This window comes from Streptococcus oralis, assembly GCF_003944215.1.
GTDB classification, from domain to species: Bacteria; Bacillota; Bacilli; order Lactobacillales; family Streptococcaceae; genus Streptococcus; species Streptococcus oralis_BI.
This window is the reverse complement of record NZ_RJVZ01000004.1, coordinates 71,994-89,552: the sequence shown is the minus strand read 5'-3', so window position 1 is coordinate 89,552 and position 17,559 is coordinate 71,994. Positions and strand designations below refer to the sequence as shown.

The 17,559-nt window shown below is 41.3% G+C and carries 15 protein-coding genes; 12 read left to right on the top strand and 3 right to left on the bottom strand.

What is annotated here, in order from left to right; all coding sequences use genetic code 11:
• The first annotated feature begins 3 nt into the window (after nt 1-3).
• The 11 genes from D8804_RS03490 to D8804_RS03440 all read left to right on the top strand — a co-directional run bounded on the left by D8804_RS03490 (nt 4) and on the right by D8804_RS03440 (nt 12,932).
• Nucleotides 4-1,227 carry an FtsW/RodA/SpoVE family cell cycle protein gene (locus D8804_RS03490; protein WP_125398843.1) on the top strand — a complete coding sequence of 408 codons (1,224 nt, stop codon included), beginning with the start codon at nt 4-6 and terminating at the stop codon, nt 1,225-1,227.
• A 10-nt stretch (nt 1,228-1,237) separates the two neighbouring features.
• On the top strand, nt 1,238-1,792 hold the full coding sequence (locus D8804_RS03485; protein ID WP_125398842.1) for a DJ-1 family glyoxalase III: 555 nt from the start codon (nt 1,238-1,240) through the stop codon (nt 1,790-1,792).
• A gap of 83 nt (nt 1,793-1,875) precedes the next feature.
• Nucleotides 1,876-2,439, top strand: coding sequence for an HAD-IA family hydrolase (locus D8804_RS03480; protein WP_033585975.1), 564 nt, complete (start codon nt 1,876-1,878; stop codon nt 2,437-2,439).
• 13 nt (nt 2,440-2,452) lie between these two features.
• Nucleotides 2,453-4,399, top strand: a complete 1,947-nt coding sequence (gene gyrB / locus D8804_RS03475; RefSeq protein WP_125398841.1) for a DNA topoisomerase (ATP-hydrolyzing) subunit B — start codon at nt 2,453-2,455, stop codon at nt 4,397-4,399.
• Between the two features lie 80 nt (nt 4,400-4,479).
• The gene (ezrA, locus tag D8804_RS03470; RefSeq protein ID WP_125398840.1) at nt 4,480-6,207 is read left to right on the top strand and encodes a septation ring formation regulator EzrA; all 1,728 of its coding nucleotides are present in this window, start codon (nt 4,480-4,482) and stop codon (nt 6,205-6,207) included.
• Between the two features lie 105 nt (nt 6,208-6,312).
• On the top strand, nt 6,313-7,704 hold the full coding sequence (gene pgdA / locus D8804_RS03465) for a peptidoglycan-N-acetylglucosamine deacetylase PgdA (protein ID WP_125398839.1): 1,392 nt from the start codon (nt 6,313-6,315) through the stop codon (nt 7,702-7,704).
• A gap of 81 nt (nt 7,705-7,785) precedes the next feature.
• Nucleotides 7,786-8,628: an aldo/keto reductase gene (locus D8804_RS03460; RefSeq protein WP_125398838.1), complete on the top strand. Its 843-nt coding sequence runs from the start codon at nt 7,786-7,788 to the stop codon at nt 8,626-8,628.
• A gap of 269 nt (nt 8,629-8,897) precedes the next feature.
• A complete protein-coding gene (locus D8804_RS03455; protein WP_125398837.1) occupies nt 8,898-9,269 on the top strand; it encodes a GFA family protein in 372 nt (123 codons plus the stop codon).
• Nucleotides 9,270-9,466: 197 nt separating this feature from the next.
• Nucleotides 9,467-10,384 (top strand): glycine--tRNA ligase subunit alpha, encoded by a 918-nt coding sequence (gene glyQ, locus D8804_RS03450; RefSeq protein WP_000038733.1) that lies wholly within the window; start codon nt 9,467-9,469, stop codon nt 10,382-10,384.
• 211 nt (nt 10,385-10,595) lie between these two features.
• A complete protein-coding gene (glyS, locus tag D8804_RS03445) occupies nt 10,596-12,632 on the top strand; it encodes a glycine--tRNA ligase subunit beta (RefSeq protein WP_125398836.1) in 2,037 nt (678 codons plus the stop codon).
• 42 nt (nt 12,633-12,674) lie between these two features.
• The gene (locus tag D8804_RS03440; protein ID WP_000371301.1) at nt 12,675-12,932 is read left to right on the top strand and encodes a DUF896 family protein; all 258 of its coding nucleotides are present in this window, start codon (nt 12,675-12,677) and stop codon (nt 12,930-12,932) included.
• Nucleotides 12,933-13,013: 81 nt separating this feature from the next.
• On the opposite strand, the gene D8804_RS03435 is transcribed toward D8804_RS03440, so the two are convergent.
• Genes D8804_RS03435 through D8804_RS03425 form a run of 3 tightly spaced genes read right to left on the bottom strand, consistent with a single transcriptional unit; the run spans nt 13,014 to nt 15,826 of the window.
• Nucleotides 13,014-14,255, bottom strand: coding sequence for an NAD(P)H-dependent oxidoreductase (locus tag D8804_RS03435; RefSeq protein WP_125398835.1), 1,242 nt, complete (start codon nt 14,253-14,255; stop codon nt 13,014-13,016).
• 17 nt (nt 14,256-14,272) lie between these two features.
• Nucleotides 14,273-14,878 (bottom strand): NADPH-dependent FMN reductase, encoded by a 606-nt coding sequence (locus tag D8804_RS03430; RefSeq protein ID WP_000915933.1) that lies wholly within the window; start codon nt 14,876-14,878, stop codon nt 14,273-14,275.
• An 18-nt stretch (nt 14,879-14,896) separates the two neighbouring features.
• Nucleotides 14,897-15,826 carry an FAD:protein FMN transferase gene (locus D8804_RS03425; RefSeq protein WP_125398871.1) on the bottom strand — a complete coding sequence of 310 codons (930 nt, stop codon included), beginning with the start codon at nt 15,824-15,826 and terminating at the stop codon, nt 14,897-14,899.
• Between the two features lie 296 nt (nt 15,827-16,122).
• Here D8804_RS03425 and nox point away from each other — a divergent pair, with 296 nt between their 5' ends.
• Nucleotides 16,123-17,502 (top strand): H2O-forming NADH oxidase, encoded by a 1,380-nt coding sequence (nox, locus tag D8804_RS03420; RefSeq protein WP_125398834.1) that lies wholly within the window; start codon nt 16,123-16,125, stop codon nt 17,500-17,502.
• Nucleotides 17,503-17,559 lie beyond the last annotated feature (57 nt).

The following is a 17,559-nucleotide window of genomic DNA, read 5'->3' as shown; positions in this document are numbered from 1 at the left end:
AATATGAAACGTTCCTTCGACTCTCGAGTCGACTATAGTCTTCTTCTACCAGTGTTTTGTTTACTGGTGATTGGAGTAGTGGCTATCTATATAGCAGTTAGTCATGACTATCCAAATAATGTACTTCCAATTCTAGGTCAGCAAATCGCCTGGATTGCTTTAGGGCTTGTCATTGGGTTTGTCGTCATGTTCTTCAATACCGAGTTTTTATGGAAGGTGACTCCCTATCTTTATGGCTTAGGTTTGGCCTTGATGGTTCTCCCCCTTGTTTTTTACAATCCGAGTTTAGTAGCTTCTACGGGTGCTAAAAACTGGGTGTCTATCGGGGGAACCACGCTCTTTCAACCATCTGAGTTCATGAAGATTTCCTACATCTTGATATTGGCTCGAGTCATTGTACAATTCACTCAAAAACACAAGGAATGGCGACGGACTATTCCCTTGGATTTCCTATTGATTGGTTGGATGATTGTCTTTACCATCCCAGTCTTGATCCTTCTAGCCCTACAAAGTGACTTGGGGACTGCCTTGGTCTTCGTAGCTATTTTTGCAGGCATGGTCCTCCTTTCAGGTGTTTCGTGGAAGATTATCATTCCTGTTTTTGCGACAGGAGTGACTGCAGTTGCAGGCTTCATGGCCATCTTTATAAGTAAGGATGGACGTGCCTTCTTGCATCAGATTGGGATGCCAACATACCAGATTAACCGTATTTTGGCTTGGCTCAATCCCTTTGACTTCGCGCAAACAACGACTTATCAACAGGCGCAGGGGCAAATTGCTATTGGAAGTGGTGGTTTGTTTGGGCAAGGTTTCAATGTGTCCAATCTCCTCATTCCAGTACGTGAGAGTGATATGATTTTCACCGTAATTGCTGAAGACTTTGGCTTCATTGGTTCAGTCTTTGTCATTGCTTTGTATTTGCTTCTTATCTATCGTATGTTGAAGATTACGCTCAGGTCAAATAACCAGTTCTACACCTATATTTCGACTGGTTTTATCATGATGTTGCTCTTCCATATCTTTGAAAATATCGGTGCCGTGACAGGCTTACTTCCTTTGACAGGGATTCCTCTGCCTTTCATTTCTCAAGGGGGCTCCGCTATTATTAGTAACCTCATCGGTGTCGGTCTCCTCTTGTCTATGAGTTACCAGACCAACCTAGCGGAGGAGAAAAGTGGAAAAGTTCCATTCAAACGAAAAAAAGTCGTTCTAAAACAAATCAAATAAGGAGGCCACTATGGCAAAAGTAGCAGTTATCTTAGCAAAAGGCTTTGAAGAAATCGAAGCCTTGACAGTAGTCGATGTCTTGCGTCGAGCAAACATTTCCTGTGATATGGTAGGATTTGAAGAGCAGGTGACAGGATCACATGGCATTCAGGTAAAAGCTGATCGTGTTTTTGATGGCGATTTGTCCGACTATGACTTGGTAGTTCTTCCAGGTGGCATGCCAGGCTCAGCTCACCTACGGGATAATCCAGCCCTCATTTCTGAGATTAAAGCCTTTGACCAAGCAGGAAAGAAAATTGCTGCCATCTGTGCAGCTCCAATCGCCCTCCATCAAGCAGGTGTCCTGAAAGACAAGCGCTTCACCTGTTATGACGGTGTTCAGGAGAACATCAGTGATGGAATTTACCGAAAGGAAACAGTGGTTGTGGATGGCAATCTAACAACTAGCCGAGGACCGTCAACTGCCCTTGCCTTTGCTTATGAGTTGGTAGAGCAGTTGGGAGGAGATGCTGAAAGTTTACGAGTCGGCATGCTCTATCGGGATGTCTTTGAGAATCAACAGTAAAACGAGGGTTAAACTCTCGTTTTTGCTTGGAAAAATCTAGGAAATCATCGCTTTTTTCATAAAAAAATGGTATAATGAAGGGTATGAAATATCACGACTATATATGGGATTTAGGTGGTACCCTATTGGATAATTATGAGACTTCTACAGCAGCCTTTGTAGAAACCTTGGCCCAATATGGTATTGAGCAAGAACACGACCGTGTTTACGAAGCCTTGAAAGTTTCGACAGCTTTTGCCATCGAGAAGTTTGCACCAGATATCGAGGATTTTTTAGAGAACTATAAAGAAAATGAAGCGCGTGAGCTAGAACATCCAGTTTTGTTTGAGGGAGTTCCAGAATTACTCAAAGACATTTCGGACAAAGGAGGACGCCATTTCTTAGTCTCTCATCGAAATGACCAAGTGCTAGAACTTCTTGCCAAGACCCAGATAGCCAACTACTTCACCGAGGTGGTGACTGCCAGTTCTGGATTTAAACGGAAACCAGATCCTGAGTCCATGATTTATTTACGTGATAAATATCATATTACATCCGGTTTGGTCATTGGTGACAGAAATATTGATATAGAAGCAGGTGAAGCTGCTGGCTTAGATGCCTATCTTTTTAAAAACGTTGCGACATTGAGACAAGCAATAGACATGTAAGAAAAGGGAAAAAATGACAGAAGAAATCAAAAATCAACAGGCACAGGATTATGATGCCAGTCAAATTCAAGTTTTGGAGGGGCTGGAAGCCGTTCGTATGCGTCCAGGTATGTATATTGGATCGACTTCAAAAGAAGGTCTTCACCACCTAGTCTGGGAAATTGTTGATAACTCAATTGACGAAGCCCTAGCTGGATTTGCAAGTCACATCCAAGTCTTTATTGAGCCAGATAATTCCATCACCGTTGTGGACGACGGCCGTGGAATTCCTGTTGACATTCAGGAAAAGACAGGACGTCCCGCTGTTGAGACCGTCTTTACAGTCCTTCACGCTGGAGGAAAATTCGGCGGTGGCGGATACAAGGTTTCAGGTGGTCTCCATGGAGTAGGCTCTTCCGTAGTAAATGCCCTCTCAACGCAACTAGATGTTCATGTTCACAAAAACGGTAAGATTCATTACCAAGAATACCGTCGTGGTCATGTTGTTGCTGACCTTGAGGTGGTTGGAGATACGGATAAAACTGGAACAACAGTTCACTTCACACCAGATCCAGAGATTTTTACAGAAACAACGACCTTTGATTTTGACAAATTGAATAAACGTATTCAAGAACTAGCCTTTTTGAACCGAGGTCTTCGAATCTCCATCACAGATAAGCGTGAAGGTCTCGAACAAACCAAGCATTATCACTATGAAGGTGGAATTGCTAGCTACGTTGAATATATCAACGAGAATAAAGATGTGATCTTTGAAAAACCAATCTATACAGATGGTGAAATGGAAGACATTACTGTTGAAGTAGCCATGCAGTACACAACCGGTTACCACGAAAATGTCATGAGTTTCGCCAATAATATTCACACCCATGAAGGTGGAACGCATGAGCAAGGTTTTCGTACAGCACTGACGCGTGTTATCAATGATTATGCCCGCAAAAATAAATTGCTAAAAGACAATGAAGATAACCTAACAGGGGAAGATGTCCGTGAAGGTTTGACTGCAGTTATCTCTGTCAAACATCCAAATCCACAGTTTGAAGGACAAACCAAGACCAAGCTGGGCAATAGTGAAGTGGTTAAGATCACCAATCGCCTCTTCAGCGATGCCTTCTCTGATTTTCTCATGGAAAATCCACAGATTGCCAAGCGCATCGTGGAAAAAGGGATTTTGGCTGCCAAGGCTCGTGTGGCTGCCAAGCGTGCGCGTGAAGTCACTCGTAAGAAATCCGGCTTGGAAATTTCCAATCTGCCAGGAAAACTAGCGGATTGTTCTTCAAATAACCCTGCGGAAACAGAACTCTTCATCGTCGAAGGAGACTCAGCTGGTGGCTCAGCCAAATCTGGTCGTAACCGTGAATTTCAGGCAATTCTTCCAATTCGCGGTAAGATTTTGAACGTTGAAAAAGCTAGCATGGATAAAATTCTGGCCAACGAAGAAATTCGAAGTCTTTTCACGGCTATGGGAACAGGATTTGGTGCAGAATTCGATGTCACTAAGGCTCGTTACCAAAAACTTGTTTTGATGACCGATGCCGATGTTGATGGTGCTCATATTCGAACCCTCCTTTTGACCCTGATTTACCGCTACATGAAACCAATTCTAGAAGCTGGATATGTCTACATTGCTCAACCACCAATCTACGGGGTTAAAGTTGGAAGCGAAATAAAAGAATACATCCAGCCTGGTGCAGATCAAGAAATTAAACTCCAAGAAGCCTTAGCACGTCACAGTGAAGGGCGTTCAAAACCAACCATCCAACGTTATAAAGGTTTGGGAGAAATGGATGACCACCAATTGTGGGAAACAACCATGGATCCAGAACATCGCTTGATGGCGCGTGTTTCGGTAGATGATGCTGCCGAAGCAGATAAGATCTTTGATATGTTGATGGGGGACCGAGTTGAACCTCGCCGTGAATTTATCGAAGAAAATGCCGTTTACAGTACCCTTGACGTCTAAAAAATGTGGGAAATAGTTCCCATGACCTAAAAAATATGATATAATCAATACGATTGTTTCTAGTATAAAAGGAGTTTGATATGTCTAATGGACAACTAATTTATCTAATGGTTGCGATTGCAGTCATTTTGATTCTAGCTTATGTAGCGGCAATCTTCCTACGTAAGCGTAATGTAAGTAGATTGACGGCCCTCGAGGAAAGAAAAGAAGAACTCTACAACCTTCCTGTAAATGATGAGGTTGAAGCGGTTAAAAACATGCATTTGATTGGTCAAAGTCAGGTGACCTTCCGTGAATGGAACCAAAAATGGGTTGATTTATCCCTTAACTCATTTGCTGATATTGAAAATAACCTGTTTGAGGCTGAAGGCTATAATAATTCTTTTCGCTTTTTCAAAGCGACTCACCAAATCGATCAAATCGAAAGTCAAATTGATTTAATTGAAGAAGACATTGCGGCGATTCGTAATGCGCTTTCAGAGCTTGAAAAACAAGAGTCTAAGAATAGCGGACGTGTTCTGCATGCTTTGGACTTATTTGAAAATCTGCAACATACCGTAGCAGAAAATTCAGAACAGTATGGTAAAGCCCTTCCTGAAATTGAGAAACAATTGGAAAATATCCAGTCAGAGTTCTCTCAATTTGTAACCTTGAACTCTTCAGGTGACCCAGTTGAAGCTGCAGCAATTCTTGATTCAACTGAAAATCATATTCTCGCTTTGACACATATCGTTGATCGTGTTCCATCTCTCGTGAAGACTTTGTCAACAGAACTTCCAGAACAATTGGAAGATTTGGAGGAAGGCTACCGTAAACTCTTGGATGCTAATTATCACTTCACTGAAACGGACATCGAGTCACGCTTCCAACTTTTACATGAATCCTTGAAAAATAATCAAGAAAACATCCGCCAGTTGGAATTGGATAATGCAGAGTATGAAAATACACAAATCCAAGAAGAGATTAATGCGCTCTACGATATCTTTACTCGCGAAATTGCTGCCCAAAAAGTTGTTGAAAGTCTCCTTTCAACGCTTCCAACCTACCTCAATCACTTGAAAGAAAATAATCAGGTTTTAGTTCAAGACCTTGAACGCTTGAATAAAACCTATCTTCTCCCAGAAAGTGATGGGAACCATGTCCGCCGTCTTCAAGCTGAATTGTCAGGGCTTGATACAGCGATCACAGAGGCAACTGAAGATCAGGGTGAGCCAACTCAAGCTTACTCTATTTTAGAGGAGCAGTTTAATTCACTTCAAAGTAATCTAAAAGACATTGAAGACGAACAAGTTTCTGTTAGTGAACGCCTGGCTCAAATCGAAAAAGACGACATCAATGCTCGTCAGAAAGCCAATGTTTATGTGAATCGTTTGCATACCATTAAACGGTATATGGAAAAGAGAAACTTGCCGGGTATTCCTCAAAGTTTCTTGAAACTTTTCTTCACTGCAAGCCACAATACAGAGGATTTGATGGCAGAGTTAGAGCAAGCACAAGTTAATATTGAATCCGTTAAACGAATTCTTGAAATTGCGACCCATGACATGGAGGCTCTTGAAACAGAAACCTACAATATTGTTCAATATGCGACCTTGACGGAGCAACTCTTGCAGTATTCAAATCGTTACCGTTCATTTGATGAGCGTATCCAGCAAGCTTTCAATGAAGCGCTTGAAATTTTTGAAAAAGAATTTGACTACAAGGCATCATTTGAGAAGATTTCTCAGGCCTTGGAAGTTGCAGAACCAGGAGTCACAAATCGCTTTGTTTCTTCTTATGAAAAAACACGTGAAGCGATTCGCTTCTAATACCCGAAAAGCTTAGATCATCTAGGCTTTTTATTATTTCTTTCAAAAATAGAAGAATATCGATTTATCATTGAAATTATAGTTCTGATTTGATATGATGGAGGTATGAAGAAAAATAGAGAGAAGCGTGTTTCCCACGATAAAAAGAGAAGTAGATTGCTTTCCCTTGTTGGAATCTTAGGTCTTGCTATGATCTGCCTAGGTGGTACTATTGGTTATAAGCTGCTACAAAAGCAATCCTATGAACAAAAAATTGAAGCGCTAAAAAGTGAAAAAGATCAACAATTCAAAGCAGGTAGTCAGAAAGACCATTTCCGAAAAGATCAAGCCGAAGTGATTGTCTACTACCCTCTTCAAGGAGAGGAAGTCATTGCGTCTGTTAGAGAAAAGATCAACCAGGATATCAAAGAAAAGCTGGAAGATAAAGAAGATTTGGTCTTTTATTATACCGAGCAATTGGATCCTGTTTTAAAGGGAGTTCTTACTCGTAATATCAGTAAGCAAGTTTATGATTTGTCTGCAGCAAAGGTTGAAGAAAAGGAAAAGACTTCTTTAGGGAAAATTTTCTTGACTGAAGATGGGAAAGACTTTGACCTCAGCAAACTCTTCAAAGATGCAAGCAAGGCTAAGGAACTCTTACTGAGCCAAATCAAATCAACCCTAGAAGATAAGAAACTTGACCAGACAAAAATTGATCAGGTGCTAAAAACCTTCACAGACCAAGAATTGGCATCTTGGAGCTTTGACTATAAAGATAGTCAAATCCTCCTTTATCCTGCTGACCAAGTGGAGACTCTGGAGGAAATTGCTTTACCAATATCCAGTTTCTTTGACGTTATTGAGTCATCCTATCTGCTTGAGAAAGATGCTGAACTTTACCAGGCTTACTTTGCTCAGAAAAATAAAAAAGTTGTAGCCTTGACTTTTGATGATGGTCCAAATTCATCTACAACTACACAAGCTTTGGATACATTAGCTAAGTACAATGTAAAGGCGACCTTCTTTGTACTTGGTAAAAACATTGCTGGCAATGAAGATCTTCTGAAACGAATGAAATCAGAAGGACATGTTGTGGGAAATCATAGCTGGGATCATCCCGTTCTTTCAAAGTTGACTCTTGAAGATGCTAAAAAACAAATCACGGATACGGAAGATGCCTTGACCAAGGTTTTAGGTTCAAGTTCTAAACTTATGCGCCCCCCTTACGGAGCGATTACAGATGATATTCGTAATAGTCTGGATTTGAGTTTTATCATGTGGAATGTAGATAGTTTGGACTGGAAGAGTAAGAATGAAACTGCTATTTTAACAGAGATTCAGCATCAAGTTCGTAATGGATCGATTGTTCTTATGCATGATATTCATGGCGCTACAGTTAATGCTCTTCCAAAGATTATAGAATATCTGAAAGAGCAAGGTTATACATTTGTGACTGTTCCGGAAATGCTTAATTCTCGCTTGAAAGCTCACGAAATGTATTACGATCGTGATCAATAATTGTTAAAATCTAAAGGAGCAAGTATGCTGATAATCAGAACTTTGTTCCTTTAGATTTTCTTCACATAGAAAGGAAAAAATATGAAATCATATACGCTAAATAATGGAGTTTCAATTCCTGTTCTAGGATTTGGAACATGGAAAGCTGAAAATGGAGAGGTGGCCTACCAAGCCGTTTTAGAAGCTTTAAAGGCTGGTTATCGTCATATCGATACTGCGGCTATCTATCAAAATGAGGAGAGCGTTGGCCGTGCTATACGAGATAGCGGTATTTCACGTCAAGAAATCTTTGTAACAACCAAACTTTGGAACACCAATCACAGCTATGATGAAGCTTGCCAAGCATTTGAAGAATCAATGGAAAAACTGGGATTGGATTATCTAGATTTGTACCTTATCCATTGGCCAAATCCAAAACCACTAAGAGAAAATGACGAATGGAAAATCCGTAATGATGAAGTATGGAGAGCGATGGAGGACCTTTACCAAGAGGGCAAAATCCGTGCTGTCGGAGTTAGTAATTTTCTCCCTCATCATCTGGATGCTTTGCTTGAGACAGCAAGAGTCATTCCAGCGGTTAACCAGGTGCGCTTAGCGCCAGGGGTTTATCAAGAGGAAGTAGTTGCCTACTGTAGAGAGAAAGGAATTCTCTTAGAGGCTTGGGGACCATTTGGGCAAGGAGAGCTGTTTGAACAGAAAGAAGTCCAAGAAATTGCTGATAAGCATGGAAAATCAGTTGCCCAAATCGCCTTGGCTTGGAGCTTGGCAGAAGAGTTTTTACCGTTACCTAAGTCAGTAACAGCTTCTCGCATCCAGAGCAATCTTGACTGTTTTGGGATTGAACTTAGCAAAGAAGAGCGAGAGGTCCTAAAGACTATCTCAGTGATTTCTGGCGCACCTCGTGTGGATGAGATGGATTTTTAAAAAGTAAGAAAAAGAATTGTAAATTTTATCCCTTTCTGATATAATATTCAATAGGAAAGAAAGTCTTATGGCGTTCTTTAAGCGAGTTTGGGACAGTGGGAGCCAAGTAGAACAAGGTAAGAAACTGGCGCTTTCTGTCGTATTTTTAAAAACAATGAAGTAATAAATTAGGGTGGAACCGCGTTTCTGACGCCCCTAGTCGCAAGGCTTGGGTGTTGAAATTCGGTTCTTTTTGAATTTCGTCTAATACCTAAGTAGAAAGGAGCATAATGCTTAAAGGATCTTGTTTATGTAAAGCAGTCACCTACACTTTAGATGAGGAATTGTCGGAATTAGTTTTTTGTCATTGCTCATTCTGTCGGAAAGCAACTGCGTCTGCCTATACAGTTAATGCCAAAGTTAGCAGTAAAAATCTGATATTGTATGGAGAAGAGAATTTGGTTACTTATAGTTCATCTCCAGGGAAACAACGCTATTACTGTCAGAACTGTCATAGTCAAATTTTCACTATTCAAGAAGATGTACCAGAAGTTTGTGCTTTGAAATTGGGTACAGTAGATGAATGCAATCAGAATTTACAAACTGTTCCTAAACGTCATATTTTTCAGGACCCAGCTTTTTCTTGGTTGCTTGATAAATAAATTTAAAAAGATAATATAAACTAAAGGAGTATTCAATGTCTAAGAAATTAACATTTCACTGCGTCAGTAGCAGAGACCTCCTTACAGTCGGGCTGCCCCACGCTCAGTGAGCTAGACGCAGTACTAACTCGTCTTGCCTCGTATGATCGACGAGGCAGACTCGTGTCGCAAGTAATTTATAAAAAAAGGAGTAAATAATGTCTAAAAAATTGACTTTCCAGGAAATCATCCTTACTTTGCAACAATTTTGGAATGACCAAGGTTGTATGCTTATGCAGGCTTATGATAATGAAAAAGGTGCGGGGACGATGAGTCCTTACACTTTCCTTCGTGCTATTGGGCCTGAGCCATGGAATGCGGCTTATGTGGAGCCATCACGTCGTCCTGCTGACGGTCGTTACGGAGAAAACCCTAACCGTCTTTACCAACACCACCAATTCCAAGTAGTTATGAAGCCTTCTCCATCAAACATCCAAGAACTTTACCTTGAGTCTTTGGAAAAATTGGGTATCAATCCTTTGGAACACGATATCCGTTTCGTTGAGGACAACTGGGAAAATCCTTCAACTGGTTCAGCTGGTCTTGGATGGGAAGTTTGGCTTGATGGGATGGAAATCACTCAGTTCACTTATTTCCAACAAGTTGGTGGATTGGCAACTGGCCCTGTGACTGCGGAAGTTACCTATGGCTTGGAGCGTTTAGCTTCTTACATCCAAGAGGTTGACTCTGTCTATGATATCGAGTGGGCAGATGGTGTAAAATACGGAGAAATCTTCATCCAGCCTGAGTACGAGCATTCAAAATATTCATTTGAAATTTCGGACCAAGAAATGTTGCTGGAAAACTTTGATAAGTTTGAAAAAGAGGCTGGTCGTGCCTTGGAAGAAGGCTTGGTTCACCCTGCCTATGACTATGTTCTCAAATGTTCACACACCTTTAACCTACTTGATGCACGTGGGGCTGTATCTGTAACGGAGCGAGCAGGTTATATCGCCCGTATCCGTAACCTGGCCCGTGTCGTAGCTAAAACATTTGTCGCAGAACGCAAACGCCTAGGTTACCCACTTTTGGATGAAGCAACGCGAGCTAAACTCTTAGCAGAAGACGCAGAATAAAGAGAGTGATCGTTTACGAAAACGGGCGAACAGAGTGAGCCTTGAGCCAGTTGCCACAGTGATGAAGGTATCCTTAGTGGTGCTAAGGATACTAGGCAAAATTGGAGACTTTTGGCTCCAATTTTAGCAATGAAACGACGAAGTTGGTTGCTTGCGTGCCAATCACATAAGGCAAACTGGAAAATAAAAAGATACTTTTCGGAGAAAAAACATGACAAAAAACTTATTAGTAGAACTCGGTCTTGAAGAGTTACCAGCCTACGTAGTAACTCCAAGTGAAAAACAACTAGGTGAAAAAATGGCAGCCTTTCTCAAAGAAAATCGCCTTTCCTTTGAAGCCATTCAAACCTTCTCAACACCACGCCGTTTGGCTGTTCGTGTGACTGGTCTTGCAGACAAACAGTCTGATTTGACAGAAGATTTCAAAGGTCCAGCGAAAAAAATTGCCTTGGATAATGATGGAAACTTCACCAAAGCAGCCCAAGGATTTGTCCGTGGGAAAGGCTTAACGGTTGAAGATATTGAATTCCGTGAAATCAAGGGTGAAGAATATGTCTATGTTACCAAGGAAGAAGTGGGTCAAGCAGTTGAAACCATAGTTCCAGGTGTAGTAGACGTCTTGAAGTCACTGACATTCCCTGTCAGCATGCACTGGGCTAACAACACCTTTGAATACATCCGCCCTGTACATACTTTGACTGTTCTTTTAGATGAAGAAGAATTTGACTTGGATTTCCTTGATATCAAGGGAGATCGTGTGAGTCGTGGTCATCGTTTCTTGGGACAAGAAACTAAGATTCAGTCAGCTTTGAGCTACGAAGAAGACCTTCGTGAACAGTTTGTAATCGCAGATCCTCGTGAACGTGAACAAATGATTGTTGATCAAATCAAGGAAATTGAGGCAAAACATGGTGTACGTATCGAAATTGATGCTGACTTGCTGAACGAAGTCTTGAACTTGGTTGAATACCCAACTGCCTTCATGGGAAGTTTTGACGCCAAATACCTTGACGTTCCAGAAGAAGTCTTGGTGACTTCGATGAAGGAACACCAACGCTACTTCGTTGTTCGTGATCAAGACGGTAAACTCTTGCCAAACTTTATTTCTGTTCGTAACGGAAACGCAGAGCATTTGGAAAATGTTATCAAAGGAAATGAAAAAGTCTTGGTAGCCCGCTTGGAGGATGGGGAATTCTTCTGGCGTGAAGACCAAAAATTGATTATTTCTGACCTTGTTGAAAAATTGAACCATGTGACCTTCCACGAAAAGATTGGTTCCCTTCGTGAACACATGATTCGTACTGGTCAGATTGCTATTCTCTTGGCAGAAAAAGCTGGTTTGTCAGTGGATGAAACGGTTGACCTAGCCCGTGCAGCAGCCATTTACAAGTTTGACTTGTTGACGGGTATGGTTGGTGAGTTTGATGAACTTCAAGGAATTATGGGTGAGAAATATGCTCTTCTTGCTGGTGAAACTCCAGCAGTTGCAGCTGCCATTCGTGAACACTACATGCCTACATCAGCCGAAGGAGAGCTTCCAGAGAGCAAGGTGGGGGCAGTGCTTGCCATTGCAGACAAATTGGATACGATTTTGAGTTTCTTCTCAGTAGGTTTGATTCCATCAGGTTCTAATGACCCTTATGCCCTTCGTCGTGCGACGCAAGGTGTGGTACGTATCTTGGATGCCTTTGGTTGGCACATTGCTATGGATGAGTTGATTGATAGCCTTTACAGTTTGAAATTTGACAGCTTGACTTATGAAAATAAGGCAGAGGTCATGGACTTTATCAAGGCTCGTGTTGATAAGATGATGGGTTCTACTCCAAAAGATATCAAGGAAGCAGTCCTTGCAAGTTCGAATTTTGTCGTGGCAGATATGTTGGAAGCAGCAAGTGCTCTTGTAGAAGCAAGCAAGGAAGAAAACTTCAAGCCGTCTGTTGAATCTCTCTCTCGTGCTTTCAACTTGGCTGAGAAAGCGGAAGGATATGAAACAGTTGATCCTGCTCTCTTTGAAAATGAAGAAGAGAAAGCCTTGGCGGAAGCAGTAGAGTCACTCGTTTTATCAGGGACTGCAAGTCAGCAATTAGAACAACTCTTTGCGCTTAGTCCAGTTATTGATGCTTTCTTTGAGAATACTATGGTAATGACCGATGATCAAGATATTCGTCAAAATCGATTGGCCATCTTGTCGCAATTAACCAAGAAAGCAGCTAAGCTTGCACGCTTTAACCAAATCAATACTAAATAAACTCAGTCAAACGGATTAAATCTTATCATAAAGGAGAGAAACATGGATCCTAAAAAAATTGATCGTATTAACGAACTTGCTAAAAAGAAAAAAACAGAAGGCTTAACTTCTGCTGAAAAAGTGGAACAAGCTAAACTTCGTGAGGAGTACATCGAAGGCTATCGTCGTTCTGTTCGTCACCACATTGAAGGAATCAAAATTGTGGACGAGGAAGGAAATGACGTAACGCCAGAAAAACTACGTCAGGTACAACGTGAAAAAGGTTTGCATGGGCGTAGTTTAGATGATCCCAACTCATAAAATGAAAGGGGGGTGTAGATGATTTACAAGCCCCTTTTCTGTTGTAATAAAAAAGGAGCCATTTGGCTCCTTTTGTGTTTCTTAGTTGCTTGCGCCAGAAGTAGCGTCAGCGCCTCCATGACCTCCACCATCAGGAGTATCAGAAGCACCAGAAGTAGCATCAGCGCCTCCATGACCTCCAGCGGCAGGAGCAAAAGGTCCGCTACCACCCACCAAACGTTGACCAGTCTCTTTTAGGTACCAGTCAAGCCATGGTTGGAAGTTAAAGACAATTTCATTGATTCCAGCGTATGATCCATCAGGATAGTACATCGCTTGGTAGTTGTGGGTGTTGATGACACCTGCAGGAGAACCTGGAACGATCGTACGGACGTATTCTTGGTTTCCATTGCGAAGTGTTCCGATGACCCACTCTACGTTCTTCATACGTGCTGGTGGAAGAGAATTGTGAACAGTCGACATACGGTTACCTGATTGAGGTGGTACACGTTTGGCAAACATGGTGTCTGGATCTTGGTGAGCGTTGTTGTAGTAGAGGAATTGGTTGTTGTCATCAGCGTATGTCAATTCAAATGGCATAGCTTTCAAGAACATATCGATTTGGTTAACTGTAAGGATACCGTGGTCCAGTTTGACATAGGTATCACCAGAAACAGCGCCAGTGATTGCAGCAACTTTTTCTACCCATTCTGGATCGTCAGGGTCAACTTCTGTAATGGTTGTAGCAATTGGTTTTCCACAATCCAAGTCTTCTGGTTCGATTGGTTTTGGTTTTTTCAATTTCGAAACGACTCCTACGTATTTTACAAAGTTATCTAAGCAAGTTTCAAGGAATTTAACAGTGCCTTCGTTGGTGATATTTCCGTCGTTATCAAAAGCTTCCTTAGCTTTGCCAAGAAGGAATTCGTTACCTGGAAGTGTGTAGGCATTGACACCTGGAGCATCAAGGATTTTACGAAGGTGAACTTGGGCACGTGATGTTCCTTGGTCGTAGTATGATGCACCCACAATCATAACAGGTTTGTTTTCAAATGGATGAACTTCGTATGAAAGCCATTCAAGTACAGATTTGAGTGAAGCTGAGATAGTGTGGTTGTGCTCAGGAGTGGCGATAATGACACCATCAGCACGTGTAATTTTGTTATACAAGAAGCGTAATTGGAAACTGTCGTCCCATTTTTCGTCTTGGTTAAACATTGGAACTTCGTCGATTTCAAGAACTTCTAATTCAAATTTAAATTTGAAATTGCGACGGATAAATTCCAAGAGTTTGCGGTTATATGATTGATCGTAGTTTGATCCAACAAGTCCAACAAATTTCATTCTTTCGGTCTCCTATCTTACAAATTTTCCCAGTCAAATTCTTCTGCATCTTTGCGAAGCAATTCTTGTGCATTGCGCAATTTTTCAGTAATCTTCACAAAGATACGGAAGTCATCAAAGATGGCATCCAATTTCTTGATGACATCAAGGTCAACCAAGTCGCCACTTGGGTTAAATGCTTGAAGAGAGTGAGAAAGCAAGAATTCATCTGGTAGAACATTTGCCTTAATTTCAGGAGCGTTCAAGATTTGACGAAGTTGCAATTGGGCACGAGATGAACCAAGTGTACCGTAAGAAGCACCAGTGATCATGATTGGTTTGTTCAAAAGTGGGTAGATACCGTAAGATAGCCAAGCAAGAGCGCTCATCAAAACTGCAGGGATAGAGTGGTCGTACTCAGGAGTACCAATAATGACACCGTCAGATGCTTCAATTTTAGCTGCAATCTCAAGAATTTCAGCTGGAAGTTGCTTATCTGCTGGTTTGTTGAAAACAGGGATATCCTTGATTTCAACGAGTTCAATTTCAGCTTTATCCGCAAAGTGTTTTTGCATGTATTGGAGCAATTGGCGGTTTGTAGAACGTTTAGAGTTCGTTCCAACAATGGCAATAAGTTTTAGCATGAGATTTCCTTTCTCTTTTTACATAATACAATTTTGAAGGCCTGAAGAACATGCAATGCGTCCCTCTTTGTCGATGAGAATGGCTTCAATACCATCTAAACTTTCGACTTGCCAGAGGATAGAAGCGCTTCGTTCTCCGAAAAGGCGCGTTGTCCAAATCTCACCATCAACGGATTTATCAGAGATAATCGTTAGGCTAGCGAGTTCGGTTTCGACAGGGAATCCTGTCTTACTATCAAAAATATGGTGATAGTCTTTTCCATCTACTGTCAGGTGGCGTTCATAGATACCTGAAGTGACAACGGATTTGTTAGAAGCAGGAATGGTTAGGAGATGATTGCCACGAGGATTTCGCGGATCCTGAATGCCGATCTGCCAGGCTTTCCCTTCTTTGGCTTGGTTATTCCCGATGGTGAGGATATTTCCTCCGAGATTGATCAGGGCAGAGGTGACACCGTGTGTTTTTAAATACTGGGCAACCTTATCTGCACTATAGCCCTTAGCCAAACAACCTAGATCGAGCTTCATTCCTTTCTTCTCTAAAAAGACAGTAGAGCTAGTCGGATCTAACTTGATAAAATGTGGGTCAACTAGAGGCAAGACGGCTTCGATTTCATTTGGCTTTGGAAGCCGAGCATCTGAAAAACCAATTCGCCAGGTTTGAATCAAGGGACCAATACTGATGTTGAGATGGCTAGAGGGAGCTAGGCTATGCTCTAGTCCAAGAGCAATCAGTTCAAATAGGTCAGGATGAACCTTGACAGGTGCGATTCCAGCCTGGTAGTTGATTTCCATCAGTTCGGATTCTTGACTGTTGGCGTTGAAGCGGTATTCGAGCTCTTTGAGCAAGTCAAAAGCCCCTTGAAGCAGGGTTTCTGCCCGCTCATCTACTAATGAAATGGTGATAGTTGTTCCCATTAGCCGTTCAGAGTGCGAACGAAGAGGCAAGCTACCAGCTCCTTTCTCTTTATAGGAAATCATTCAATATAAGTTAGTTAAAGAAAAATTAAACCCCTTACATTTTCTTTCCATGTATCTAGCATACCATAAAGTCAGCGTTTTCACAAATAAATTTTAACAAAAGTCAAGAAATATGCTTAAAAATTGGAAGGAAATGAAACAAATAATATAGTAAAGAATAATTTTTTCTGAAAAAAAGAGAATTCCAAGCAAATACCTTGTAAACGCTAACAGCAAATGATATACTAGAGGGGTAAATTAAATTTTAAAGGTGGAATTATTCTATGAGTAAAATCGTTGTAGTTGGTGCTAACCACGCTGGTACAGCATGTATCAACACTATGTTGGACAACTTTGGACATGAAAATGAAATCGTAGTATTTGACCAAAACTCAAATATTTCATTCCTTGGTTGTGGAATGGCTCTTTGGATCGGGGAACAAATCGACGGCCCAGAAGGTCTCTTCTACTCTGATAAAGAAAAATTGGAAGCAAAAGGTGCTAAAGTTTACATGAACTCACCAGTTCTTTCAATTGACTACGATAACAAAGTTGTGACTGCAGAAGTTGAAGGTAAAGAACACAAAGAGTCTTATGATAAATTGATCTTTGCAACTGGTTCAACTCCAATCTTGCCTCCAATCGAAGGTGTTGAAATCGTTAAGGGCAACCGCGAATTCAAAGCAACTCTTGAAAATGTACAATTTGTTAAATTGTACCAAAACGCTGAAGAAGTTATTGAAAAACTTGAAGACAAGAGCAAACACCTTGAGCGCATTGCCGTTGTTGGTGGTGGTTACATCGGTGTTGAGCTTGCTGAAGCTTTCGAGCGTCTTGGAAAAGAAGTGGTTCTTGTTGACATCGTAGACACTGTCTTGAACGGCTACTATGACAAAGACTTCACTCAAATGATGGCGAAGAACTTGGAAGACCACAACATCCGCTTGGCTCTTGGTCAAACAGTTAAAGCCATCCAAGGTGATGGTAAAGTAGAACGCTTAGTAACAGACAAAGAAACATTTGATGTAGATATGGTGGTTCTTGCTGTTGGTTTCCGTCCAAACACAGCTCTTGCTGACGGTAAGATTGAACTCTTCCGCAACGGTGCCTTCCTTGTAGATAAGAAACAAGAAACATCTATCCCAGGTGTATACGCTGTTGGTGACTGTGCAACTGTTTATGACAATGCTCGTAAAGATACAAGCTACATCGCTCTTGCATCTAACGCTGTACGTACTGGTATTGTGGGTGCTTATAACGCTTGTGGTCATGAATTGGAAGGAATCGGAGTTCAAGGATCAAACGGTATTTCAATCTATGGTCTTCACATGGTTTCAACTGGTTTGACTCTTGAAAAAGCCAAAGCTGCAGGCTATAATGCAACTGAAACTGGCTTTAACGATCTTCAAAAACCAGAATTTATGAAGCATGACAACCACGAAGTTGCCATCAAGATTGTCTTTGATAAAGACAGTCGCGAAATCCTTGGTGCACAAATGGTTTCACATGATGCTGCAATTAGTATGGGAATCCACATGTTCTCACTTGCTATCCAAGAGCATGTGACAATTGATAAATTGGCTTTGACAGACCTATTCTTCTTGCCACATTTCAACAAACCATACAACTACATTACAATGGCTGCACTTACAGCTGAAAAATAACAATAGCTGAGCTATCTGGCCTTAAGTTAAGGTCAGATAGTTTTTTTAATCCATCTG

Coding starts and splice junctions, on each gene's coding strand:
- D8804_RS03490 (WP_125398843.1), top strand. CDS start 4: ATGAAACGTTCCTTCGACTCTCGAGTCGACTATAGTCTTCTTCTACCA.
- D8804_RS03485 (WP_125398842.1), top strand. CDS start 1,238: ATGGCAAAAGTAGCAGTTATCTTAGCAAAAGGCTTTGAAGAAATCGAA.
- D8804_RS03480 (WP_033585975.1), top strand. CDS start 1,876: ATGAAATATCACGACTATATATGGGATTTAGGTGGTACCCTATTGGAT.
- gyrB (WP_125398841.1), top strand. CDS start 2,453: ATGACAGAAGAAATCAAAAATCAACAGGCACAGGATTATGATGCCAGT.
- ezrA (WP_125398840.1), top strand. CDS start 4,480: ATGTCTAATGGACAACTAATTTATCTAATGGTTGCGATTGCAGTCATT.
- pgdA (WP_125398839.1), top strand. CDS start 6,313: ATGAAGAAAAATAGAGAGAAGCGTGTTTCCCACGATAAAAAGAGAAGT.
- D8804_RS03460 (WP_125398838.1), top strand. CDS start 7,786: ATGAAATCATATACGCTAAATAATGGAGTTTCAATTCCTGTTCTAGGA.
- D8804_RS03455 (WP_125398837.1), top strand. CDS start 8,898: ATGCTTAAAGGATCTTGTTTATGTAAAGCAGTCACCTACACTTTAGAT.
- glyQ (WP_000038733.1), top strand. CDS start 9,467: ATGTCTAAAAAATTGACTTTCCAGGAAATCATCCTTACTTTGCAACAA.
- glyS (WP_125398836.1), top strand. CDS start 10,596: ATGACAAAAAACTTATTAGTAGAACTCGGTCTTGAAGAGTTACCAGCC.
- D8804_RS03440 (WP_000371301.1), top strand. CDS start 12,675: ATGGATCCTAAAAAAATTGATCGTATTAACGAACTTGCTAAAAAGAAA.
- D8804_RS03435 (WP_125398835.1), bottom strand. CDS start 14,255: ATGAAATTTGTTGGACTTGTTGGATCAAACTACGATCAATCATATAAC.
- D8804_RS03430 (WP_000915933.1), bottom strand. CDS start 14,878: ATGCTAAAACTTATTGCCATTGTTGGAACGAACTCTAAACGTTCTACA.
- nox (WP_125398834.1), top strand. CDS start 16,123: ATGAGTAAAATCGTTGTAGTTGGTGCTAACCACGCTGGTACAGCATGT.